Consider the following 22,496-nt stretch of genomic DNA (forward strand, 5'->3'; position numbering starts at 1 on the left):
AGTTTGATGATGAGTTTGATTAACACTGCGTAGTTGCTTCTTGCTGATTTTGTGGTGCGACAATACAACTATCACGTCTAGCGAGCGTGGTGCTAAAGCGCTCCGCATCTTGAAACCCGACGGTTTTTAGCGTGGTCATTTCTTTGCCATTGCCATTAAAAAAGGCAATACCAGGCGGGCCAAATAAGCCAAAGCGTTTTAGTAGCGCTTTGTCTTCATCGGAGTTTGCGGTTACATCTACTTGCAATAATGTCGTGTTTTTAAGCTGTTGCTGCACTTTGGGGTCGCTGAAAGTCAATTGCTCAAGCTCTTTACAGGCTACACACCAATCCGCGTAAAAATCTAACATCACAGGTTGATGAGTTGCAGCCAGTTTTTGTTCTAACTCAGCAATGCTAGCAACGCGTGTAAAGTTTAGTGGTGAAGAATCTTTTGATTGGCTAGCGCTGCCAATAGTAAAATTACTGAGTGGGTGTAAGGCCGATTTCGCGCCAGAAAGTGCACCTATGAATAAAGCTACGCCAAATATCAATAGAATAACGGCAACACCTTTCCAGAGTTTTGCAAACTTACTAGCATGTGCTGGTAAGTTATCAAGCGCACTGTGATAAACCGCTGTCACTATTAGCAATATCGCCCATAGCCCTAATTGAACACTCACAGGAATAACTGGCGAAATTAGCCAAATAGCCATGCCTAACATCAACACACCAAAGAAGTTACGCACTGCGTTCATCCAGTCACCAGTTTTAGGTAATAAGCTGCCTGCTGATGCACCAATCAGCAATAAAGGCACACCCATGCCAATGGCGAGCGCAAACAAGCCAACACCACCTAAAAATACGTTGTGCGTTTGACCAATGTAAATCAGAGCGCCTGCTAGAGGTGCCGCCACACACGGACTGACAATTAAGGCTGAAAGCGCACCCATGACGAACACACCAAAAAAGTGTCCGCCTTTAAGCTTGTTGCTAGTGTTGAGCATTTTGTCTTCAAAACTTTGCGGGAGTTTTAGTTCATAAAACCCAAACATTGAAAAAGCCAATAAAATGAATATCAAGGCGCTTGCACCAAGCACCCAAGCATTTTGCAACGACTGGCTAAGCAGGTCACCAGAGAGGCCTGCCGCGATTCCAGCCAAGGTATAGCTTAATGCCATGCCCAATACATACGCCACAGATAAGCCAAAGGCATGTAATTTTGAAGGCTTCACTTGCTGACTTTGACTACCTACAATAATACTCGACAAGATTGGTATCATCGGCAGCACGCAAGGCGTAAGTGAAAGAAGCAAACCTGCGGCAAAAAAGCCTGCGATAACTAACCATAAATTGCCTGATTTAAGTATTTTTGTCGTGTTATCTGCTTCGTTATCATTCGCGAAAATGGTTTCTTCTGTGGCTTTTTCTGGAGTGTTGACAATATTTTTAGCTGTAGCCAGATCTACAGTAAATGTTTTGGTCATCGGCGCGTAACATAAGCCCTTTTCACTGCAACCTTGATACGTTGCGGCAATCTTAATAGCATTATTTTTAATATTAGCTAAATTGATTTTGGCACTAAAATCATGATGATAGACTTCCATTTTGCCAAAGTTCTTATCATTTTTAATCTCAGCAATTGGAAACTCAACGTTAGAAATCTCGGCTGGAGTTCCAGGCGCCAATACAAACTTGATGCGCTCTTTGTAAAGATAATAGCCGGGCGTTACAGTAAAATTGGCTTGAATACTTTGGGCGTCTTTAGCGGATAAATCTAGCTGGAAAGCGGCTTCAGGCGATAAAAAAGTTTCTTCGCTATTAGTTTCAATCAGTGAGTTTGCAAATGAACTGAACTTGTTTTCAGTCGCATAGGTATTAGGTAAAACCCCAATGAAGGCAACAAGGCAAAAAACCAAATGTTTAAGAAATACCGAATGTTTGATAAATAAAGGTTTCACTGTTTTATTCACTAATGTTTTTTAAAATGATGGCGCTTTAATGGCGTAAGGCTAATTTTAGCAATTACAATTAAACTATCTTGTATTTTAATTGCTCAGACTCCATTACATAGAGAGTTAATTAGCATCATACGTTCAATATTACTTGTGATCCATTAAGGATAATATACAAATGCGTTTAATACTTACACTGGCCTTACTTGCCTTTCCGATTGCGGAAATCTGGATTCTGGTCAATCTATTCCAACAATATGGTTGGTGGGTATTATTATACTTAGTCGCCATGGTTTTGCTTGGCTTACAACTTATTCGCGATGAAAAGCTATTATTTTCAGGTCGAGTGATGCAAAGCCTTAGCCAAGGCGGCAACCCCTTGAAAGCGATGTTTGGCAGTGCGCGTAATATTGTTGCAGGCATACTGCTCATTATTCCGGGCGTGATGACGGATTTAATCGCCGTGGTGTTATTGTTAATACCTGTGGATAAAAGCGCAATAAAATCGGCTACATTTAAGCAACAAGCTGCTAATGATGATGTCATAGAGGGTGAATTTCACCGCGAAGATTGAAGAAGAATAAAAAGAGAGCCTAAATTATGAGTTATCAAATCACCATAAAATCTACTCAACATACCTACACCGCAAAAGCATCAGAAACAGTGCTGGAATCCGCCATAGGTGCGGGTGTGAATATTCCATACGGCTGTCGCAATGGTACTTGCGGTAGTTGTAAGGGCGATATTATTTCAGGCGAAGTGGATTATGGGGACTATGCATCAAGCGCGCTGACTGGTGCAGAAAAAGCGGCAGGTAAAGCACTTTTCTGCTGCGCACATCCCCTGACAGATTTAACGATAGAGTGCCGTGAGATTCATGCAGATGTTATTCAGCCAAGAATTTTGCCTGCACGTGTAGAGCGTAAAGAGCAACTTTCACATGATGTGATGGCGTTGTTTTTAAAGTTGCCAAGTACTGAGCATCTCAAATTTATGGCAGGGCAATACATCGAGTTTTTGCTTAAAGATGGTAAACGACGCGCTTTTTCACTGGCTAATGCGCCGCATGTAGATAACCTATTAGAGCTGCATTTACGTTTGATTCCGGGCGGGCAATTTACTGAATACGTATTTAACGAAATGCCAGACAAAGCTATCTTGCGCATAGAAGCTCCATTCGGCAGCTTTTTCTTAAGGGAAGAGTCAGACAAACCCATCATCATGGTTGCTGGCGGCACGGGTTTTGCGCCGATTAAAGGCATTATTGAGCATATGTTGCATAACAATATCAATCGCCCGGTGACTTTATATTGGGGGGCACATAGTTTGAAGGATCTTTACATGCCAGCGCTCCCAGAGGCTTGGGCAAAAGAATATCCGCACATTAAATTCATTCCCGTGTTATCTGACGCTACCTCAGAAGACAACTGGCAAGGCCGCACAGGCTATGTGCATCAGGCCGTGCTAGAGGATTTCGCCCAAACAGGTTTAGCTGACTATGAAGTATATTGCTGTGGCGCGCCAGCCATGGTGGCAGTCGCACACGCCAGTTTTGTAGAAGCTGGTTTGCCAGAAGATGAATTTTTCTCAGATGCATTTAATTATGCAAAACCAACACCTAAAGCCACCGCCACTTAATATATTGTTGATTAATAAAACCAATCTTAATGAATAAGGATTTAAGATTGCGTTAAGAATTCAACACTATGATTTGCTCCATACCCTAATAAAAGGAGCAAATCATGGAAACCATCACATACCAAAGAAAAAAGGTCTATGACCCCATTCTGCGGCTGATTCACCTCTGGAATGGCTTGGCCATTCTCTTCCTTATGACCACCGTTTGGCTCTCTGACCTTTTTGAAAAAGGCGCTGGAGAAAAAATGCTGTGGCATCTTCACATTTACATAGGCTATGGACTAGTTGTTGGCATTGTCGCTCGGCTAGCATGGGGCATTGTAGGCTCTCGCCATGCAAGGTTTTCTGATATGTGGCATCCAATCGTTTGGTGGGATGCGGTACGCAACTTTAACCTGCAAGCCAAACCTCGTTTTGGACACAATACTTTAGCTAGTGGCGTTTATCTGTTGGTTTATTTATTGCTGATTACGATGGCGATTACGGGTCTTTCTCTTGCTGCAATTGAGCATAGCATGGGGCCGCTTAATGCTTGGATAGGTGACATGCCGTGGTTGAAAGAAATTGTTGAGGAGCCGCATGAGTTTATCTTTTACCTGTTAATGGGTTTTGTAGTGATTCATATCGCAGCACTTATTTGGCATGAGCGCAAAGATAAAACACCGCTTGCGCAAGCGATGGTCACTGGTTACCAATATGAGGTTGAGCAAAGTAATTTAAATGAAGGAGATCATCATGCGTAATTCATTTTATTTATTAGGGTTAATTTTTAGTATGAATGCATTTGCAGCAACGTCCCAAGAGCTGCTCAAGCAATATGAAGTGCAAGCTAAGCAAGAGAATACAGCTTTTGCAGGATTCTCGGCTGAACGTGGAGCTAGCTTTTTTAAAGCAGAACGTACGCATAGCGATGGTAAAAAAGTGAGCTGTGCAACTTGTCACACTTCAGATCCGCGTAAGCAAGGTAAAACTCGTGCTAACAAAGTGATTGAGCCGATGGCGACTATTGCTAATCCTCAGCGTTTTACTGATGCAACTAAGGTGGAAAAATGGTTTGGTCGTAATTGCAAAGATGTGCTGGAGCGTGCTTGTACGGCTCAAGAAAAAGGCGACTATATTCAATATTTAACCAGCGTGAAGTAAAGGCGATATGATGAAAAAATGGATGCAACTCTTGGTATTAATAACTAGCATTACTTCAGCTGGAACGCTATTGGCTAGTGGTGGTTTTGGCGAAGGTGGCGAAAGCCATGGCAGTCAAATGCCAGTAGTCAATAACGCAAAATGGAAATCAGAATGTAGCAGTTGCCATATGCTTTATCATCCAGCTTTATTGCCTGAGCGCTCATGGAACAAAGTAATGGCAGGGCTAGATCAACATTTTGGCGAAAATGCGAGTTTGGATACTGCAGCGCATGATGAAATTGCTAAATTTTTAGCAGAAAATAGCGCAGACAAGCAAGCCAATCGCCGTTCAAATCGTATTAATCAATCTATTCCTGCAGCTGCGACGCTAATTCGAATTAGTGAAACACCTTACTTTGTAGCCAAGCATGACGAGGTTTCTGCTAATACTTTTAAACGTAAAAGCATAGGCAGCCCATCAAATTGTATCGCTTGTCACAAAGGCGCAGAAAAAGGTGATTTTTCTGAGTCGCAGGTTAAGATTCCACGTTAATATAATCGAATGAGAGTTCTATTGGTAGAGGACGATGCCCTGCTGGGCGATGGCGTACGAGCTGGCTTGAAGCAAGCAGGATTTGCTGTAGATTGGACACAAGATGGACAAGCCGCAAAACTAGCGCTAGAAACTGAAGAATATGCATTGATGGTGCTAGATTTAGGTTTGCCTAAGTTAAGTGGTATCGATGTGCTTAAATGGCTGCGAGGTGCCAATTTAGCTCTACCAGTGCTTGTGCTTACTGCACGAGATACGGTTGCTGACCGGGTGATTGGCTTGAATGCTGGCGCTGATGATTATCTAATCAAACCTTTTGATTTAGATGAATTGATTGCGCGATTGAATGCTTTACTGCGTCGCAGCGCTGGTCAAGTCACACTCACTTTGCAACATGGTGACATTGAATTGACGCCCTCTACACACCAAGTGAGTAAAAACGGTCAAATAGTTGAGCTTGCCGCGCGCGAATTTTCCTTGTTTCATGAACTTTTGCTACATGCTGGTCGTGTGCAATCACGCGAGCAGTTAGAGCAGCATCTTTATGGCTGGGGCGAAGAGGTTGAGAGCAACTCGGTAGAGGTACATATTCATCACTTGCGCAAGAAATTAGGCTCCGCATTGATTCGAACCATACGAGGTGTTGGTTATGTGATAGATAAGGAGTCAGCATGAGTATGAAATCATTGCGATTGCGTCTAGTGTTGCTATTGTCTGTTGGGCTAGGCGTAGCTTGGCTAGTGGCTGCATGGTTTACTCACCTAGAGTCACGAGAAGAAATCAATCGATTATTTGATGCGCAACTTGCCCAATCTGCTCAGGTGCTGCTTGGTACAACGCGTCATGAGATACACGAACGTATTGAACATGGTGAAGATGAAATTCAAGTTTCACACGAATATGAACAAAAATTAGCTTTTCAAATTTGGGATGAGCATGATTTGTTATTACGTTCTACGACTGCGCCCACTACTGCTATGACCGCTAAAGGGGGATATAGCAACACCATTATCAGCGGTCAACCGTTGCGTGTATTCACTAGATGGGATACGAATCATGAGTTTATGATTCAAGTTGCTCAGCCGCTAGCAGGGCGAGAGTCTTTAGCGCGCCACATTACAATCCGGATGCTGATACCTACGTTGGCCGCTTTGCCAGTACTGGCGTTACTGATTTGGTTTGGCATTAGTACGGGCTTGAGACCTCTGCAGCGATTAAAACATGAGGTTACAGAGCGTGCAGCAAAGCAGCTTGAACCGCTCGCAATGATGGATGTGCCCGATGAGGTTCTACCATTAGTAAAGTCGCTTAATGAATTATTTGCACGTTTAGAATACGCCTTTGAAGGCGAAAGACGTTTTACAGCTGATGCCGCACATGAACTGCGCACGCCACTCGCGGCGCTTAAAATTCAAGCGCAAGTGGCATTACGTTCTACCAATAAAGCAGAACGCAATGCTGCATTGGAGAATGTTCTACATGGCGTTGATCGTGCGACTAGATTGGTTGAGCAGTTACTTACTTTGGCTAGAATAGACCCAGAAGCCGCCGCCGCAGGTTTTAAGCAAGTTGACTTACAGGGCTTAGCTGCGACTGCGATGGCTAATTTAGAGCCTTTAGCACGTGCAAAGCACATTGAAATGCTGCTTGAAGAAGGGCAAACTTGTTACATGTTTGGAGATGATGTTCAACTTGGGTTATTGCTACGTAATTTGTTAGATAATGCTATTCGTTATTCACCTGCAGGTGGTCTAGTGTCCATCAAAGTGACTCATATTAATGGTGTTCACTTAGAGGTGCGTGACACTGGGCCAGGGATTCCTGAGGTTGAGCGCGAGCAAGTGTTACAACGTTTTTATCGCATCTCTGGTAGCGGTGAAGAAGGTAGTGGGCTCGGTTTGTCGATTGTCCGTCGCATTGTTGAGTTGCACGGAGCAAGGCTAGAACTTACTGATAGTGAATCAGGACAGGGATTGTTGGTACGAGTGATTTGGCCTAATCCCCAACCTGATGCTACAGACCATTTACTCTAAGAATTTAGTGCGGGTTTTTTGTAGTTTGTAATATATACGTTGTTCTGCTGTCATAGAATGATGCGCTGGGAATTTTTTGAAATCTATCTTTAGTGAGGTGCTGATATGAGTGATTTATCTGCTCTAAAAGGTATTTTATTTGATTTGGATGGTGTGCTTTACACAGGTTCAAATGCGATTGATGGCGCCGTAGAAGCAATTGAAAAGTTACGCGCCAGCCATATATGCCGCTTTGTTACCAACACTAGCACCTTATCTTTGGTTTCTCTTCAGCAAAAAATCAATAAGCTAGGCTTTGCAATCCCCATCAATGAAATTATCAGCGCCCCGCAAGCGACCTTATTTTATTTACAACGTCAAAAAAATCCAGTTTGTCGTTTGTTATTAGCTGAGGATGTAAAACAGGACTTCAAAGAATTCCATCAATCTGTAGCTGCTGCAAATTACATCGTCATTGGTGATATTGGAAGCACGTGGTCTTACACGCTTTTAAATCAGGTGTTTAATGATTTGATGCAAGGTGCGAAACTGATTGCGATTCATAAAAATAAGTTTTGGCAGACTGAACATGGTTTACAGATGGATATTGGTGGGTTTGTGGAGGCTTTAGAATATGCCAGCGGCGTGAAAGCCATGATTATAGGTAAGCCTTCTGCCGATTTCTTTCAGATTGCTTTAGATGATATGGGACTTAAATCATCTGAAGTAGCCATGATAGGCGATGATATTGATGTGGACGTTGGTGGAAGCCAACAAATTGGACTAACAGGAATATTGGTGAAAACAGGTAAATATCGCCAAAACTATGCTGAGGCATCTCAAGTTAAACCAGACTTACTTATTGACTCGATTGCTGATTTACCTAAATTACTTGGATTATGAAGCTTTTTTAAGCTTATTGTTTAGCTACGCGTGCTTAACAAGGTTTGCCATCACTTAAATAAAAACCCCTGTTTATTTTTTTCTAATGCCAGTGCTGCCAATAGCTTTTCATGGTCAGCATTTTGAATTAAATCATGCGCATGATTAATAGCAGTTTCGGCACTTTCAAAATCGCCTTCCGCGAGTGCATGCATGCCTTCTAGCAACCAGTCGTTGCTGGCTTTTAGGCGTTGCGCTTCTTGTTTGTTACGTCTATTGGCGGGTAAGAATCGTAAAAAATGCACAAATCTTAAAAAGTAATGGAGTAGTAAAAAGCCCAATACAATCAAAATCAGTAAAAAATTGAACGAAAATTGCAGGCGATAGGGTGGCCGCACAATCAGCACATAACCCTGATTGTTACTGGCTATTAATACCACGGCTAGTAGCAGTAACGCCATGAATAACCACCAAAATATTTTGCGTTTTATCATGATTGATTGCTGATTTAATCTGATTTTTCTAGACTTAATTTATAACGGTTCACAGCTGCGATACTTTCCGTCAGTTGTGGCAACTGAATATCAATGTTGTTGCCAGATAATTTTTTTAATAACTTAAATGCTTGTGTGGCGTTTGGGTGTTTGGCATCAAAATATTGATTGATCCATGCCGTAACGGTGGCAAGATCCGCTTTATAACTCACTTCGTCATGCTGCAATAACGCAATTCTAGCGGTGAGCAAACGCAATTTTAAATTCTCGCGCAGATAAAATGCGTGATCTGTTGATAGTAGTGGCGGCTCGGGTTTATCAATGCGCTCTACCGTGACTAGATTTTTAATATCGTTCCAAATGGGGTAGGTGACTTTTTGCAAAGTATTTAGGTGTGTGGTTTTGGCAATATTTTGCTGAGCCGCATTTGCATTGAGTGTAGGCTGACGTTCGCTGATTAACGGTATGGTCGCACATAAATCAGCTAAGGTTTCTAGTTGTGCACTCATGCCTACTACATCTACTTGCGGTAATTTTCGCAGATTCTCTATTTCAAGTGCGAGAGTTTCTCTTAGCTGATTTGCTCGCGGTAAATTGAGTGGCTCCAAGCGCTTATCTGCCGCCTGCAACGCTAATAAAGCAGTTTTTACATTGCCTACAAGTTGCAGTTGTTGGTTGGCAATCGTTAATAGCTGCTCAACTTCAGCCACAGCAGTAGCTTCGCGGTTCTCAGCGAGCTGATCATAAAGTGTTTGCAGTACATCTTGCTGGTCACGTGACTCTTCTAATTTTTGCTCTAAAATTACCGTGCGGGCGTTGGCTTCAGTACTTCGTTCTTCTGCCTTTTTCGCAAGCGCCAAGCTTTGTTGGTTGTTTGCTTGATAGTCTTCAAGTTTTTGGCTGAGCGACTTTTCTACTTCATTAAATCGCTGGCGAGTGTTTACCCATTGCCATGCGAGTGTTAGCAATGCGATTATACCCAGTATCAACGCGGTATTGGCGAAGAGTGAGGGCTTACGTCTATCTGAAATTGAGGTGTTTGGTGTGTCAGCCATTGTAATTCATCACTTGTTTAATTCGCTACTTGAGATAAAGCCAACTGAGATAAACATTTAATCATCGCATCATCGCCTGGTGCTTCAGTCACTAATACTTTAAAACCAAGCTGCAGTGGCTGCTCGGCGATTCGGGCATGATTAACACACAGCGTGACGCGGCGCAGCCATTCGGATTCGCCTGCTATATCTAACAAATTGCGCATGGCTTCACTGCTCGTCACGATGACGGCATTTAAATGACCTTGCTGCCATTCACTATTCAGAAATTGTGCGTCAGTTTGTGGGTTAATGCGACGGTAGCATTCGGCAAATGTGACATTTGCGCCGCGAGATTTAAGCGTATTTGCTAACATGTCGCGCCCGCCAACTCCACGAAAAATGACGATATTTTTATTCTCAACATCGTGCATTTCAGCAAGTGCCAGTAAGGTTTCGCTGTCAAAACGTGTGTGTGGTATCAGCACTTGATGAACGCCATACAAACTGAGTTCTTTAGCGGTTTGATGACCAATTGCGGCAAATTTCAGATTTTCAGGCACATTGCCAAATTTTTTGAGAATTCTCGGTAATGAGTTATCAACCGCATTGGTGCTAATAAAGATTGCCCAGTCAGCTTGCTCAAGGTCGGCAATGACATTTTCAAATTCATGATAATCGTCTAAAGGCGAAATGGCGAGCAATGGAAATGAAATCGCATCACCGCCATGGTGTTGAATCGCCTCACAGATACTTTCAGCTTGGTCGACAGGCCGGGTGACCGCAACGTGCAAACCTTTTAGTACATTATCTGCCATCATGAATAATGACTACTTTCGCTATTTACTTATGACCATCAAGCGCAGAGAGAATGTCGTTAGCGCCTTTTGCCAACAATTGATTGGCTAACGCTTTGCCTAAAGCATCCGCTTGGTTTCTGTTACCGTTGGCAGTCTCTATTAGCATTTGCTTACCATCCACACTCGCTACGAAGCCAGTGATGCTAATCTCCTCGCCTTTGCATGTTGCATAAGCGCCAAGTGGCACGGTGCAACTGCCCGCGAGCGCACGGCTCATGGCGCGTTCTGCTTCAACACATACTTGTGTATCTGGGTGATTTAATGGGGCTAAAACGGCTAACAAATCAGGGCGGTTCGCATTGATTTCTATGCCTAAAGCACCTTGGCCAACCGCAGGAATACTTAATTCAGGTGAAATCACATTGCGAATTCTGGCGCTAAGTCCTAAGCGAATCAAACCCGCTGCGGCGAGGATAATCGCGGCGTATTGACCTTCATCCAGTTTGCGAAGGCGCGTTTGCAAATTACCACGTAAGGATTCGATTTTTAAATGCGGTAAACGTGCTTGTAATTGGCTCTGACGACGCAGGCTAGAAGTACCAACAATACTCCCTTCAGGCAAGTCTTCAAGTGAGTTAAAGTCATTTGAAACAAAGGCGTCGCGAGGATCTTCACGTTCACCAGTGGCAGCCATCATAAAGCCTTCAGGCAAGTTCATTGGCACGTCTTTCATGCTATGAACAGCCAAGTCTGCACGGCCATCTTCCAATGCAGTTTCTAGCTCCTTTACAAACAAACCTTTGCCGCCGACTTTTGCCAAAGGTGTATCTAAAATTTGATCGCCAGTGGTGGTCATGCCCAAGATTTCCACAATAGTGGAAGGGTAAAGCGCTTGCAAACGGCTTTGAATATGCAAGGCTTGCCACATTGCTAATGGGCTTTCGCGTGATGCAATTACCAGTTTGCTGGGTGTTTGAAAGGAAGTTGGGCTAGGAGTATTCATAAGCTTAAAATAGGCAGTTTAATGGGTAAGTTTTATTTTAGCACAAGCAGCGATGTAGCTTTAGTTTGCGCGGATGAGATGTTGTTGACGTCGGCTGACAGCGATCGTCTCATCGGTGTTTTTTAATAAGGCGACCCAATGTTTTTCGCAACTTTTATTGCCATCTTCATCAAACTCTTGGTGACGTTTTTCATAGCCTAGAATATAGGCTTTTGCCACTAAACAATTACGATGTAAACGAATGAAAATATTATGAAATTCGTGCTCTAAATTATTAAGCGACTCTTCAAGAAGGTATTCTTTTTCTGCGGTCCGCACAGTGATGTATTTAAGCTCAGCACGCAAATATATTACATCAGCAACGGGAATCAATAAAATTCGCCCACGTTCAGAAATGCTGAAATGTGTCTTTTGCGGACTCAGTGGCGCGATTGCCTCAAGCTGGCTGGGCAATAGGGCGCGTGCTTTTTGTATGGCGCTTTGCAGGCGCTCCAAACGAATTGGCTTCAATAAGTAATCTACTGCGCTCATATCAAAAGCTTGCATGGCATAGCTATCAAAAGCGGTGGTAAAGATAATGGCAGGCGGCTTAGTCATTTTTTGCAAATGTTGAGCCGCTTCAATGCCGTCTACGCCTGGCATACGAATGTCGAGTAAAACGATGTCCGGCTGATGTATATTGGCTAAGCTGAGTGCTTCCTGCCCATTTTTAGCTTCTGCAACAACATTAACATGGCTAATGTCGCTTAAAAGTTCACGCAAGCGATTGCGAGCTGGCGCTTCATCATCTGCAATTAATATGTTTAACGAGTTGGTCATTTAGTCGTATGTGGCAAAGTAATATGGACCTGATACTCACCATTTGATAGGCTACTTTTTAATGAGGCTTCAAGGTCAAAATGCAAAGTTAAACGCTCCTTAATGTTCTTCAGCGCCATTTGGTTACCAATATGTTTAGTGTTTTTGATACTGTAAGGATTGCTGAGGACTAAGTGAACTTCATTACGCTTGGTGTAGATTTGGATGGTAATTTTACCACCAGTTGCTAACGGTTCTATGCCGTGATAGACCGCATTTTCTATCAACGGCTGCAATAGCAATGGTGGTATAAGTGCATCTGGCGGCATGTCATCGACTTTCCATTCAATAATAAGCCGCTCTTCTAGGCGTAACTTTTCTAAGGCTAAATATTGTCTGCATAAGGCGATTTCCTGCGCTAACGGGACTAAATCGCGATTATCTGCCATCAGCACGCGAAATAAGTCTGCCATATCTTCCAATGCAGTTTCAGCACGTTTGGGCTGGCTGCGAATCAGCGACAGCACTGCGTTAATACAATTAAACAAAAAATGCGGGCGAATGCGTGCCTGTAGTGCTTGGAGTCTAGCTTCATCAATTGCTGGAGAATAAGCGCGCTCTTGAAGATTAAAGTAATGCAAGATGATACTACACACAATAAATGCATAAAAAATCGTACGTTTAATCGATGGTAAATTGTCAAATATCAAGGCTTGTGTGAGTAGCCAATGTAAACTATAACAAGCGAACAAAACAATGATAAAAATGGCGGTTATGCCGTGCCTATAACGTAGCTTTTTGAGTAGTGGGTAGCTTGCGTATAACAATAGTAAGCTCAATAGCAGCATGGGTTGCGCGATTGCTGAGATGTTTGTCACAAGTGTTACAAACTCGGCAGCATTGCTGCTTAAGATCATCGCAGTGAGCGCTAATAATGCATTGGTAATCACTAAAATGCGTAACGCCACGCCTAGGTTACGTAGGTTAGGAAGGCGGTTACTTTTTCTCATGGCATGATTCATGCACGTCAAATGTTGTTATTTGGTCTTTTTTGCGCATTAGTTAAATCGTAATCTTTGCAATATGCATTATACTAATCACATAAGTGTATTATTATTAAGCAATAATTGATATAAAAAGTCAAAGTAGTGATTAAAAATGGTGTGATAAGCACTTGAGTAAAATTTAATCCGAAACTATGAAATAGACATTCGAGCCGTAAGATAAGAAAGAAAAAGTGAAAGTGACAAAAAAGACAAGCGCATTAAATAACAAAAATACCAGTTGGTCAGGCAGATTTAACGAGCCTGTCGCTGAGTTAGTGAAGAAATACACAGCTTCTGTAAGTTTTGATCAACGCTTGGCGGCGTTTGATATTCAAGGCTCTATTGCCCATGCACAAATGTTGGGCGCACAAAAAATTATTAGTTTGGATGACGTTAAGTCTATCGAAACAGGCTTAGCGGAAATTTTGCAAGAAATCGAGAGCGGTCAATTCGAATGGTTGTTAGATTTAGAAGACGTACATTTAAATATTGAAAAGCGTTTAACTGATAAAATTGGTGATGCAGGTAAGCGCTTACATACTGGCAGAAGCCGTAACGACCAAGTGGCAACCGATGTGAGGTTATGGTTGCGAGCCACTACAGATGATGTCATTGCAGGCTTAAAAGGACTGCAGCTAAGTTTGTTAGATTTAGCAGAAGCACACTTTGATACGGTGATGCCAGGTTTTACGCATCTACAGGTAGCGCAACCAGTCACCTTTGGGCACCATTTAATGGCCTACGTCGAAATGCTGACGCGAGACACTGGACGTTTTGTTGACTGTAGAAAACGTATCAATAAACTGCCTTTGGGCGCCGCAGCATTGGCGGGGACAAGCTACCCGATTGATAGGGAGTTAGTTGCTAAAAAACTAGGTTTCGATGGCGTTTGTGAAAACTCACTAGATGCAGTTTCTGACCGTGATTTTGCCATTGAATTTACTTTTGCTGCTTCATTAGTGATGACGCATTTATCAAGATTATCCGAAGAGCTAATCTTATGGAGCTCACCAAGATTTGCCTTTATTGATATTGCTGATAGATTTTGTACAGGCTCATCTATCATGCCGCAGAAGAAGAATCCGGACGTACCAGAATTGGTACGAGGCAAAACAGGTAGGGTTTACGGCCATTTAACCGCGTTGCTCACTTTGATGAAAGGTCAGCCACTAGCCTACAACAAAGATAACCAAGAAGACAAAGAGCCGTTATTTGATACGGCTGATACCTTACTGGTCACCCTGCAAATTTACGCAGACATGCTGCGTTTGCCAGTCGTAGAAGACGGCGTAGTGGTTAAAAAAGGCTTTATAGTGAATAAAGACAATATGCGCCAAGCAGCTTTTGAGGGTTATGCTACAGCTACAGATTTGGCCGATTATTTAGCTAAAAAAGGTATGCCGTTTAGAGATGCGCATGAAGCGGTAGCTTTGGCTGTGCGCTACGCGGTAGATAAAAAGGTGGATTTAAGTGATTTACCACTGACAACTTTACAAGAATTTGCAATTGAAATTGGTGAAGATGTTTATGCTGTGTTAACTTTAGAAGGTTCATTAAACAGCCGCAACCATATTGGCGGCACGGCACCTGAGCAAGTTAAAGCAGCCATTGCACGCGTTAGAAAATCAATGAGTTGAACGATTATAAAATAAAGGTGTGAATTGATTTTTAGCGAAAAAAAATTAAAAAAAACTAACCTGGCATTGGCTTTATTAGTCGCAATGCATGCTAATTTTTCGCTGGCACAAGATATTCCACAAGAAATACCTGCTCAACAAGATACTACGCTACAGCAACTAGATGACCGTGAGTCTACAACGATTACTTGGCCATTGTTATCTGGTGAAAGTGTGCAAAGTTTATCGTCTTTGTTTTATCCAAAAAACAAAAGAATGCAGCATTTATTTATACAGAGAACGCTGCATTTAAGCCAAGAAATGCGCCCTAATCTGAATGCTTATACAACGACCAATCAAGCAAGCTTGATTGTCATACCCAATATTAAATATTTGGCTAAGCATAGTGGCAGAATTAGGCACCCATCTACAAAAGCTGAGCATCACAGCAGTCCAGCAACTCAACCAGAATTACAAATGAGCTATGGTCTGAAAGATGCTAATCAGTTTGCGCTAACTTCAGAAATGCAGACCAAATACGAAGATTTGGTGAAAAGAAATGAACAGCTTAAGGTCGACTTAGAAAAACTAAATACAAAGCTGGCACATTTACAAGACGTGATGGCGGCACTTAACGTGGAAGCAAAGCGTGTGCAAAGCTTGCCTGCAGCACCACAAGTCTCTAACGTATTACCAACACCAACACCAACACCAACACCAACACCAACACCAACACCAACACCAACACCAACACCAACACCAACACCAACACCAGTAGCTTCGCCAGTTGTGGCTCCTACTCCTGTAGCTGTTGCAAACGTGCCAGAACCAGCAAAGCCTAAAGTCATTAAACGCGTGCTATCGCCAGCGGCTCAAACGCCAGCTAGTGCAACGGCAGCATCGATCACACAGCAAGAGTCGCTCATTTCTCAATTTGGCTTACAATTTCTTTTAGCCTTATTCATTTTAGCTTCAGCATTTGCGGTCTATCGATATAGATGCAAGCAAACAGAAGTCTTTAGTTATCTCACGGCAGATAAACTCGAGCCTATGGATAAAAAAGAATTCGCGAGTGTTGTTGATGAAGTTGACGAAACGCCCGCTACAGTAGATTTCTCTCTAACATCGAGTGAGTTCTCAGGCAGTATTTCAGATAATGATTTAGATGCCATCATGTCTTTGAAAAACAAAGAAGAGGGTGATTTAGTTCTTGAGCAAGCTAGAATTTACGTCAATATTGATCGTGAAAAAGAGGCGATTCTGATACTGAAGGCACAAATTCAATCTGCTCCAAAAGCATCGTTAGATCACTGGCTGGCGCTGTTGGATATTTATAGAAAAACCAATCAAAAAGAAGCGTTTTTAGAAAGCGCACACCAATTACATCAAACTTTTAATGTGATTCAGCCAACATGGGATAACTTACCGCTACCAATGGTTATCGCGACTAGTTTGTTAGAGTTTCCGCACATTATTGAGGCTTTGATGAAGCTTTGGGGTGAGTGTGATCGGAACTTAGAAAAACTGATAGAAACAAAGAGTTATTTAGATGCGCTATTAACCGATAATCGTGACAGTGAGCGTGGTGGCTTTGGTTTAGAAGTGCTGTTGGAAATTAAGCTACTGCGTGATATTTTGGATCTCCGCGACAAATTTTCTAATCAAGAATAGCTCTGAATTTAAGCCTTAATTAAGGCAGAAACAGCTCTAGAAGCTCATTCAAAAAGCGCTGTCCTAGTAAAGTCGGCTGTATATTGCCAGCTTCAATGATTAACAATCCTTTGCTTTGTGCTGTTTTAATCGCGGCTTGTAGCGTACGAATATTTAAACCTGTGCGCTGCTGAAATAAATCCACAGGTACCCCATCAATCAGCCTTAGCGCGTTCATCATAAACTCAAAACCTAGCTCATTTTGCGGTATTAGCCACTCGCGCTCTACCGCTTTGCCTTGTAAAGCTTGTTCCATATAGGCTTTGGGGTGTTTTGGACGCACTTCGCGGGTGATTTTATCGTGGTAGCTTAATTTACTATGCGCGCCCGCACCTATGCCTAAATAATCGCCGAACTGCCAGTAGTTGAGATTATGTTTAGCCTGTTTGCCTTTTTTTGCAAAAGCCGAGGTTTCGTAATGCTCATAACCATTTTCAGCTAACAGTGTTTCAATGGCAATTTGCATATCGCTACTAGTGTCATCATCGGGCAAGCTAGGCGGTGTGCGATAAAAAGGTGTATTTGGCTCTAAAGTTAAATGGTAAAAAGACAAATGTGTTGGGTTTAAACGCACCGCAGTTTGTGCATCCTGCATGGCATCCTCTAAGCTTTGATTGGGCAAGCCATACATAATGTCGCAATTCACTTGGTCGAAGGTTTTCATGGCAAGTTCAACAGCCGCAAAAGCCTGTTCACTGTCGTGAATGCGCCCTAAAGCTTTTAGATAATCACTCTTAAAGCTTTGTATGCCTAGCGAAAGTCGATTCACGCCTGCTTGTTTATAACCCACAAAGTTGGCAGCATCCACAGTGCCGGGGTTGGCTTCTAACGTAATTTCAGCATCAAATTCTAGCGGCGTAAGCATGCGCACATGGCTCAAAATGCGGTCAATCGCCTCAGCAGAAAACAGACTAGGCGTACCGCCGCCAAAAAATACACTTTTGATTTTCCGCCCCCACACTTTAGGCGTGGCAAGCTCCAAATCTGCGATTAAGGCATCGACATAGGCGCTTTCTGGAATTGCGCCATCTTTATGCCGGCTTTCATGAGAGTTAAAGTCGCAATAAGGACATTTTTTAACGCACCACGGAATATGGATATATAGAGACAGTGGCGGTGGGTTGGTCAGGCCAGATAAAGTCGCCTCGCCTGCTAGTGGCGCAATGGTATTAATTGGCTTTGGATCAAACGACGCCGCAGGTTTTATTTCAATGATTTTTTTGATAAGGATTCACCAGCATATCAACAAGACGATGCAAAGCCTCACGCATTTGCTCTTCAGAAACTTCCATCAACAAGCCATCTTCAAATGCGTCTTGGGCGATTTGTTTAATTTCATCAAAGTTTTCAGTCATCACTTTGACTTTTTCTGTGCATGCAACTACGCTGTCGTCGTCGCGTACCCATTTAGGCCATGCTGATTTTTCAGGCGTACTCATGTGCTTAATCGCTCTATTTTTTGCAATAATTTTGCCATTGCGTGTCCACGGTGGCTGATGCGGCTTTTAATTTCTATCGATAACTCCGCCACAGTTTTACCCGTTTTATCGTCTAAAAATATGGGGTCGTAACCAAAGCCATCATTGCCACGATATTCGCTTAATATCTCGCCTACCCATTGGCCTTCCGCAATGATAGGTTCTGGATCATGTTCATGGCGCACTAGCACCATCACGCAGTAAAAATGCGCATGGCGATTTTTTTCGTTTACCATGACTTTGAGCAATTTTTGATTATTTGCTTCGTCGGACTTGGGTTCACCTGCATAACGTGCAGAAAGCACACCAGGTGCGCCTTGTAACGCATCTACGCATAAACCAGAGTCATCAGCCAACGCTGGCAAGCCTGTGTGTTTACTGGCGTGACGTGCTTTGGCAAGCGCATTTTCAATGAAGGTACAAAAAGGCTCTTCACACTCAGGTACATTAAGCGCGTTTTGTGGAATGATTTCGATGTGTAGCGGTGCAAGTATGTGCTCAATTTCGCGCAACTTGCCTTTATTACCTGATGCGATGACGAGCTTGCTAAACACTTAATACCTCATTTTGTTTGATAACGAGTTGCTTGATGCCGTGTGCCGCTAAATCTAGCATGGCATTCATGGCATCACGACTAAAGGGTTCGCCTTCCGCTGTGCCTTGAATTTCCACAAAGCCACCATCTGCTGTCATGACGACGTTCATGTCGGTGTCGCAATCTGAGTCTTCAATGTAATCTAAATCGAGTACTGGCGTGCCTTTATAAACACCTACGGAAATTGCTGCCACGCCTTGTTTTAATGGGCTTGTCGTAAGTTTGCCGTTTTTTAATAAGGTAGAAATGGCGTCATGTAGCGCCACATAAGCCCCTGTAATGCTGGCAGTGCGGGTGCCGCCATCGGCTTGAATCACGTCGCAATCCATATGAATACTGCGTTCGCCTAACTTTTCTAAATCAATAATGGCGCGTAGTGAGCGACCAATCAAACGCTGAATCTCTTGCGTACGACCGGATTGCTTGCCTTTTGCGGCTTCTCTATCCATACGGCTGCCAGTAGAGCGCGGCAACATGCCGTATTCAGCCGTCACCCAGCCTTGACCTTTGCCTTTTAAAAAGCCAGGTACTTTTTCTTCTACACTGGCTGTGCATAGTACGTGCGTGTCACCAAATTTTACTAATACTGAACCTTCAGCATGCTTGGTGTAATGGCGAATGATTTCGACATTGCGTAATTGATTGTTAGCGCGTTGGCTAGGTCTTGAATTGCTTGATTGCATGCTTCTAAATCCTGATTAATCTTTTGAGGTACGTATTATACGTTTAGTTCTATATTCGTTTGGTTTTAAGCAACGCACGTTGAATTTCAGCAATGGTATTTTCAATTTCATCATCGGTAAAATCGCCATCCATCGCCCCGTCTTGTGTGTTTTGCGGATTTGGGTATGTCGTTGGATTCATGATGGTAGTAGTTAAGCCCATTGCCATCGAGATGGTTGAAACGGCAAGGCCATTGCTTTGTTTATCACCCCATTGCAAGCCGATAGCACTCATATTATCGCCTTGGTCTTGGCTGGTGTTCTCGGCGACGTCTAACAGAGTAGTAACACCGTCAGTAATAGAAGGGCTGTTGAGTATGCGTTTAATCTGTTCGTCTGTCACTGCGCCCCAAACACCATCAGTACACAATAAGATGGTATCGCCTTCAGCCAATTCTTGTCGATCAGAAAGGTCGATTTTCGGTGGCACATCACCGCCTAGGCAGCTATAAACTTTGTGTCGATAAGGGTGCGTAGACATATCATCTTTATTGATAATGCCTTTTGAATAGAGGGATTGCACAATTGAATGGTCTTCGGTGCGGTAAAGCAAGTGACCATCTCTAAAATGATAAAGCCGCGAATCGCCAACATGCGCACAATACAATACGCCGCGTTGCACTACCGCAGCGACAATGGTGGTGCGCGGTGCTTCAACCAGTTCTCGTTCTTGCGTGAGCTGGTCTATCATGTCGTGAATCTGTTGCATGTGGTCAATTAAAAACTTAGCTGGGCTAGAAAGCATAGGCACAGCTAAGCGTTGAAAAGCATCTGTCATTGTGGTCACAGCTAGTTGTGCGGCGATTTCGCCATGTCGATGACCGCCCATACCATCAGCCACCACTAGCAATAGTGCATCTTTACTATATGAGTAAGCTAGCCTGTCTTGATTATATTGCCGTGGGCCCTGACGGCTATTCTGAAAAATTGTAAATTTCATGATGATTGATGAACGTTAAATGATTGTCGTATGTGTTGCCGCCGCTTTTTGCAGCGGTGTTTTTTTCATCAAAATAGGTTTATTGAGTGCAAGCACTATTTTATTCACTAAGCTGGACTTCTTCTCAGGAAGTGGCTTAGATTCAAGCAAAGCCTTTTGTAGCGAGAACACACTCTGTGGGCGCTCAAGATAATCTAAACTCAAGCAACTGTCGATAATTTCAAGCAAGCTTTGCGAATAATGGTCTTTGCCCAATTTGACTGCCGGAATTAGCAAGTCATTTTTAATGCGCTGATTAGCAGCGGGTGGCGAAGTGCGTGTTAAGCATGAATACATGGTTGCGCCTATGCTGTAAATGTCGCTCCAAGGCCCAAGTAATTTTCTGTCGTAATACTGTTCAGGCGAAGCGAAGCCGGGTGTGTAACTGGGTGAGAACTTTGCTAAATTCTCACTTAAAGCTTGTCTAGCAGAGCCAAAATCCAGTAGAACAGGCGAACCATCCAGACGAATGTAAATATTCGCGGGTTTAATATCTAAATGCAAAAGTTTCTGTGTGTGTACTTCTCTTAAACCATTGGAAAGCTCACCAAAAACGCGTCTGATAAACTGCTCAGAAACTAAGCCTTGCTGTCCTAAGATGTATTCTTGCAATGATTTCCCACGCTCGTACTGCATGACCATATAAACGGTCTCATTTGCACGAAAGAAATTAAGGACTCGAACGATATTTTTATGGTCGATTTTAGCGAGCGATAAGCCTTCATCGAAAAAACATTTAAGGCCGCGCCTAAATAAGGCTACGTCGTCAGCATTTGGTTGAACCGTTGCACTATCGGTGCGCAAAGCAATTGAAGTGGGCAAATACTCTTTGATGGCTACCGTATTTTTATCTTTATCACGCGCTAAATAGACGAAGCTGAACCCACCAGAGCTCAAGACTTTTCTAATTTCGTAATCTTGTAACTGGTAACCAGTAGGTAATGCTAAATTTTCAGTAGATGACACTAGATATTTTTCTATTTACTTGTTTTATTAAGGGTAAATTAATTCAAATAATGCATTCAGACTTGGAATATATCCAGCAATATAACGCGTAATTGATTGTACTTAAAGTTATTTATGAAGTTATTTAATGGTTTATTTTGGCATCTATCGGCTTGTATTTGATAACATGCTGTTAATTTATTAGTTTTAGCTAACGCAGCTTCAGGAATTCTCATTATGACTTTCAGTATGACTGGCTTTGCAGCCATTGAACAATCGATCAATCCACCTATAGATAACGCGACTTTAATACTGGAGTTGCGCGCGGTAAATAGCCGTTATTTAGATCTACACTTTAAACTGGATGAAAATTTAAGAAGCTTCGAACCCGCTATTCGTGAGCTGATTAGTGCAAAACTCAGTCGCGGTAAAATTGAATGCAAAGTTAATTTAATTCAACGCACTCAAGCTGGGCAGGCAACACAGTTGGATGATGCACTGATGCAGCAATTGGCTGCAATGCAAGTTAAAGCACAGCAGTATTTTCCGCAAAGCCGACCGCTCAGTGTTGCGGATATTTTGCGTTGGCCCGGCGTAGTGTTAAGTGACGCCTTGAGCCAAGACACACTGTTGGAAGATGTGAAAAAACTACTCCAAAAAGGCTTGCAAGACCTGAATGCATCGCGAGCGCGTGAAGGCGAGAAATTAAAAGCGTTAGTGCTCGAGCGGTTAAGCCAAATTGAATCTTTAGTGATTAAAGTTAAGCCGTTCTTACCTGCGCTCACCAAAGAATATCAAGCAAAGCTCGAAAATAAACTGCAAGAAAACCTAAAAAATATTGACCCGGAACGTGTCGCACAAGAGCTGGTGATGTTTGCGCAGCGTATTGATGTTGATGAAGAGCTGACTAGACTAACTGCTCATATTTCAGAAGTGAAACGTATTTTGAGTAGTGACGCGCCCGCAGGTAAACGTTTAGACTTTTTGATGCAAGAGCTTAATCGTGAAGCGAATACGTTGGGTTCAAAATCTGTTTCAGTACAAACCACCCAAGTGTCCATGGAGTTGAAAGTGCTAATCGAGCAAATGCGTGAGCAAATTCAAAATATTGAATAGGCAAAACACATGATTCA

At 42.8% G+C, this 22,496-nt stretch carries 24 protein-coding genes; 11 read left to right on the top strand and 13 right to left on the bottom strand.

What is annotated here, in order from left to right:
* Positions 1–19 precede the first annotated feature (19 nt).
* A complete protein-coding gene (gene dsbD / locus M301_RS00295; protein ID WP_013146766.1) occupies positions 20–1,951 on the bottom strand; it encodes a protein-disulfide reductase DsbD in 1,932 nt (643 codons plus the stop codon).
* Between the two features lie 160 nt (positions 1,952–2,111).
* On the opposite strand from dsbD, the gene M301_RS00300 reads away from it, so the two are divergent.
* The 8 genes from M301_RS00300 (at position 2,112) to M301_RS00335 (ending at position 8,164) form a co-directional block, all read left to right on the top strand.
* Positions 2,112–2,507: an FxsA family protein gene (locus tag M301_RS00300; RefSeq protein WP_013146767.1), complete on the top strand. Its 396-nt coding sequence runs from the start codon at positions 2,112–2,114 to the stop codon at positions 2,505–2,507.
* Positions 2,508–2,533: 26 nt separating this feature from the next.
* Complete coding sequence (locus M301_RS00305; RefSeq protein ID WP_013146768.1) at positions 2,534–3,571, top strand: CDP-6-deoxy-delta-3,4-glucoseen reductase; 1,038 nt, start codon at positions 2,534–2,536, stop codon at positions 3,569–3,571.
* Positions 3,572–3,675: 104 nt separating this feature from the next.
* A complete protein-coding gene (locus tag M301_RS00310) occupies positions 3,676–4,314 on the top strand; it encodes a cytochrome b/b6 domain-containing protein (RefSeq protein ID WP_013146769.1) in 639 nt (212 codons plus the stop codon).
* Positions 4,307–4,714, top strand: coding sequence for a DUF1924 domain-containing protein (locus tag M301_RS00315; protein WP_013146770.1), 408 nt, complete (start codon positions 4,307–4,309; stop codon positions 4,712–4,714). The genes M301_RS00310 and M301_RS00315 overlap by 8 nt, the downstream gene beginning before the upstream one ends.
* Positions 4,715–4,721: 7 nt before the next feature.
* On the top strand, positions 4,722–5,249 hold the full coding sequence (locus M301_RS00320; protein WP_148218560.1) for a diheme cytochrome c: 528 nt from the start codon (positions 4,722–4,724) through the stop codon (positions 5,247–5,249).
* 9 nt (positions 5,250–5,258) lie between these two features.
* Positions 5,259–5,924, top strand: coding sequence for a response regulator (locus tag M301_RS00325; protein ID WP_013146772.1), 666 nt, complete (start codon positions 5,259–5,261; stop codon positions 5,922–5,924).
* Positions 5,921–7,282, top strand: coding sequence for an ATP-binding protein (locus tag M301_RS00330; protein WP_013146773.1), 1,362 nt, complete (start codon positions 5,921–5,923; stop codon positions 7,280–7,282). Before M301_RS00325 ends, M301_RS00330 begins: the two co-directional genes overlap by 4 nt.
* A gap of 105 nt (positions 7,283–7,387) precedes the next feature.
* Entirely contained in the window at positions 7,388–8,164 is a 777-nt protein-coding gene (locus M301_RS00335; protein WP_013146774.1) for a TIGR01458 family HAD-type hydrolase, read from the top strand.
* A 50-nt stretch (positions 8,165–8,214) separates the two neighbouring features.
* Here M301_RS00335 and M301_RS00340 read toward each other — a convergent pair whose 3' ends face one another.
* Genes M301_RS00340 through M301_RS00365 form a run of 6 tightly spaced genes read right to left on the bottom strand, consistent with a single transcriptional unit; the run spans position 8,215 to position 13,282 of the window.
* A complete protein-coding gene (locus M301_RS00340; protein WP_013146775.1) occupies positions 8,215–8,637 on the bottom strand; it encodes a heme biosynthesis HemY N-terminal domain-containing protein in 423 nt (140 codons plus the stop codon).
* 14 nt (positions 8,638–8,651) lie between these two features.
* Entirely contained in the window at positions 8,652–9,692 is a 1,041-nt protein-coding gene (locus M301_RS00345) for a uroporphyrinogen-III C-methyltransferase (RefSeq protein WP_013146776.1), read from the bottom strand.
* A 17-nt stretch (positions 9,693–9,709) separates the two neighbouring features.
* Positions 9,710–10,492: a uroporphyrinogen-III synthase gene (locus M301_RS00350; protein ID WP_013146777.1), complete on the bottom strand. Its 783-nt coding sequence runs from the start codon at positions 10,490–10,492 to the stop codon at positions 9,710–9,712.
* Between the two features lie 22 nt (positions 10,493–10,514).
* A complete protein-coding gene (gene hemC / locus M301_RS00355; RefSeq protein ID WP_013146778.1) occupies positions 10,515–11,474 on the bottom strand; it encodes a hydroxymethylbilane synthase in 960 nt (319 codons plus the stop codon).
* A gap of 60 nt (positions 11,475–11,534) precedes the next feature.
* The gene (locus M301_RS00360; RefSeq protein ID WP_013146779.1) at positions 11,535–12,293 is read right to left on the bottom strand and encodes a LytR/AlgR family response regulator transcription factor; all 759 of its coding nucleotides are present in this window, start codon (positions 12,291–12,293) and stop codon (positions 11,535–11,537) included.
* On the bottom strand, positions 12,290–13,282 hold the full coding sequence (locus M301_RS00365; RefSeq protein WP_041359568.1) for a sensor histidine kinase: 993 nt from the start codon (positions 13,280–13,282) through the stop codon (positions 12,290–12,292). The genes M301_RS00360 and M301_RS00365 overlap by 4 nt, the downstream gene beginning before the upstream one ends.
* A 233-nt stretch (positions 13,283–13,515) precedes the next feature.
* On the opposite strand from M301_RS00365, the gene argH reads away from it, so the two are divergent.
* Entirely contained in the window at positions 13,516–14,955 is a 1,440-nt protein-coding gene (argH, locus tag M301_RS00370) for an argininosuccinate lyase (protein WP_148218561.1), read from the top strand.
* A 24-nt stretch (positions 14,956–14,979) separates the two neighbouring features.
* The gene (locus M301_RS14555; protein WP_013146782.1) at positions 14,980–16,605 is read left to right on the top strand and encodes a type IV pilus assembly protein FimV; all 1,626 of its coding nucleotides are present in this window, start codon (positions 14,980–14,982) and stop codon (positions 16,603–16,605) included.
* 19 nt (positions 16,606–16,624) lie between these two features.
* On the opposite strand, the gene hemW is transcribed toward M301_RS14555, so the two are convergent.
* From hemW to M301_RS00405, 6 genes are read right to left on the bottom strand one after another with little or no spacing between them, the layout of a single operon-like run.
* Complete coding sequence (hemW, locus tag M301_RS00380) at positions 16,625–17,860, bottom strand: radical SAM family heme chaperone HemW (protein ID WP_049769953.1); 1,236 nt, start codon at positions 17,858–17,860, stop codon at positions 16,625–16,627.
* Positions 17,853–18,083 carry a hypothetical protein gene (locus M301_RS00385; RefSeq protein WP_013146784.1) on the bottom strand — a complete coding sequence of 77 codons (231 nt, stop codon included), beginning with the start codon at positions 18,081–18,083 and terminating at the stop codon, positions 17,853–17,855. Before M301_RS00385 ends, hemW begins: the two co-directional genes overlap by 8 nt.
* Positions 18,080–18,676 carry an RdgB/HAM1 family non-canonical purine NTP pyrophosphatase gene (gene rdgB, locus M301_RS00390; protein ID WP_013146785.1) on the bottom strand — a complete coding sequence of 199 codons (597 nt, stop codon included), beginning with the start codon at positions 18,674–18,676 and terminating at the stop codon, positions 18,080–18,082. The genes M301_RS00385 and rdgB overlap by 4 nt, the downstream gene beginning before the upstream one ends.
* Positions 18,669–19,400 carry a ribonuclease PH gene (rph, locus tag M301_RS00395; RefSeq protein ID WP_013146786.1) on the bottom strand — a complete coding sequence of 244 codons (732 nt, stop codon included), beginning with the start codon at positions 19,398–19,400 and terminating at the stop codon, positions 18,669–18,671. The genes rdgB and rph overlap by 8 nt, the downstream gene beginning before the upstream one ends.
* Positions 19,401–19,449: 49 nt before the next feature.
* Positions 19,450–20,379 carry a PP2C family protein-serine/threonine phosphatase gene (locus M301_RS00400; protein ID WP_013146787.1) on the bottom strand — a complete coding sequence of 310 codons (930 nt, stop codon included), beginning with the start codon at positions 20,377–20,379 and terminating at the stop codon, positions 19,450–19,452.
* A gap of 15 nt (positions 20,380–20,394) precedes the next feature.
* Positions 20,395–21,384, bottom strand: coding sequence for a serine/threonine protein kinase (locus tag M301_RS00405; protein ID WP_013146788.1), 990 nt, complete (start codon positions 21,382–21,384; stop codon positions 20,395–20,397).
* Between the two features lie 216 nt (positions 21,385–21,600).
* Here M301_RS00405 and M301_RS00410 point away from each other — a divergent pair, with 216 nt between their 5' ends.
* The gene (locus tag M301_RS00410) at positions 21,601–22,479 is read left to right on the top strand and encodes a YicC/YloC family endoribonuclease (RefSeq protein ID WP_013146789.1); all 879 of its coding nucleotides are present in this window, start codon (positions 21,601–21,603) and stop codon (positions 22,477–22,479) included.
* The last annotated feature ends 17 nt before the right edge of the window (positions 22,480–22,496 follow it).

Source organism: Methylotenera versatilis 301 (assembly GCF_000093025.1).
Classification (GTDB): domain Bacteria; phylum Pseudomonadota; class Gammaproteobacteria; order Burkholderiales; family Methylophilaceae; genus Methylotenera; species Methylotenera versatilis.

Coding starts and splice junctions, on each gene's coding strand:
- M301_RS00300 (WP_013146767.1), top strand. CDS start 2,112: ATGCGTTTAATACTTACACTGGCCTTACTTGCCTTTCCGATTGCGGAA.
- M301_RS00305 (WP_013146768.1), top strand. CDS start 2,534: ATGAGTTATCAAATCACCATAAAATCTACTCAACATACCTACACCGCA.
- M301_RS00310 (WP_013146769.1), top strand. CDS start 3,676: ATGGAAACCATCACATACCAAAGAAAAAAGGTCTATGACCCCATTCTG.
- M301_RS00315 (WP_013146770.1), top strand. CDS start 4,307: ATGCGTAATTCATTTTATTTATTAGGGTTAATTTTTAGTATGAATGCA.
- M301_RS00320 (WP_148218560.1), top strand. CDS start 4,722: ATGATGAAAAAATGGATGCAACTCTTGGTATTAATAACTAGCATTACT.
- M301_RS00325 (WP_013146772.1), top strand. CDS start 5,259: ATGAGAGTTCTATTGGTAGAGGACGATGCCCTGCTGGGCGATGGCGTA.
- M301_RS00330 (WP_013146773.1), top strand. CDS start 5,921: ATGAGTATGAAATCATTGCGATTGCGTCTAGTGTTGCTATTGTCTGTT.
- M301_RS00335 (WP_013146774.1), top strand. CDS start 7,388: ATGAGTGATTTATCTGCTCTAAAAGGTATTTTATTTGATTTGGATGGT.
- M301_RS00340 (WP_013146775.1), bottom strand. CDS start 8,637: ATGATAAAACGCAAAATATTTTGGTGGTTATTCATGGCGTTACTGCTA.
- M301_RS00345 (WP_013146776.1), bottom strand. CDS start 9,692: ATGGCTGACACACCAAACACCTCAATTTCAGATAGACGTAAGCCCTCA.
- M301_RS00350 (WP_013146777.1), bottom strand. CDS start 10,492: ATGATGGCAGATAATGTACTAAAAGGTTTGCACGTTGCGGTCACCCGG.
- hemC (WP_013146778.1), bottom strand. CDS start 11,474: ATGAATACTCCTAGCCCAACTTCCTTTCAAACACCCAGCAAACTGGTA.
- M301_RS00360 (WP_013146779.1), bottom strand. CDS start 12,293: ATGACCAACTCGTTAAACATATTAATTGCAGATGATGAAGCGCCAGCT.
- M301_RS00365 (WP_041359568.1), bottom strand. CDS start 13,282: ATGAGAAAAAGTAACCGCCTTCCTAACCTACGTAACCTAGGCGTGGCG.
- M301_RS00385 (WP_013146784.1), bottom strand. CDS start 18,083: ATGAGTACGCCTGAAAAATCAGCATGGCCTAAATGGGTACGCGACGAC.
- rph (WP_013146786.1), bottom strand. CDS start 19,400: ATGCAATCAAGCAATTCAAGACCTAGCCAACGCGCTAACAATCAATTA.
- M301_RS00400 (WP_013146787.1), bottom strand. CDS start 20,379: ATGAAATTTACAATTTTTCAGAATAGCCGTCAGGGCCCACGGCAATAT.
- M301_RS00410 (WP_013146789.1), top strand. CDS start 21,601: ATGACTTTCAGTATGACTGGCTTTGCAGCCATTGAACAATCGATCAAT.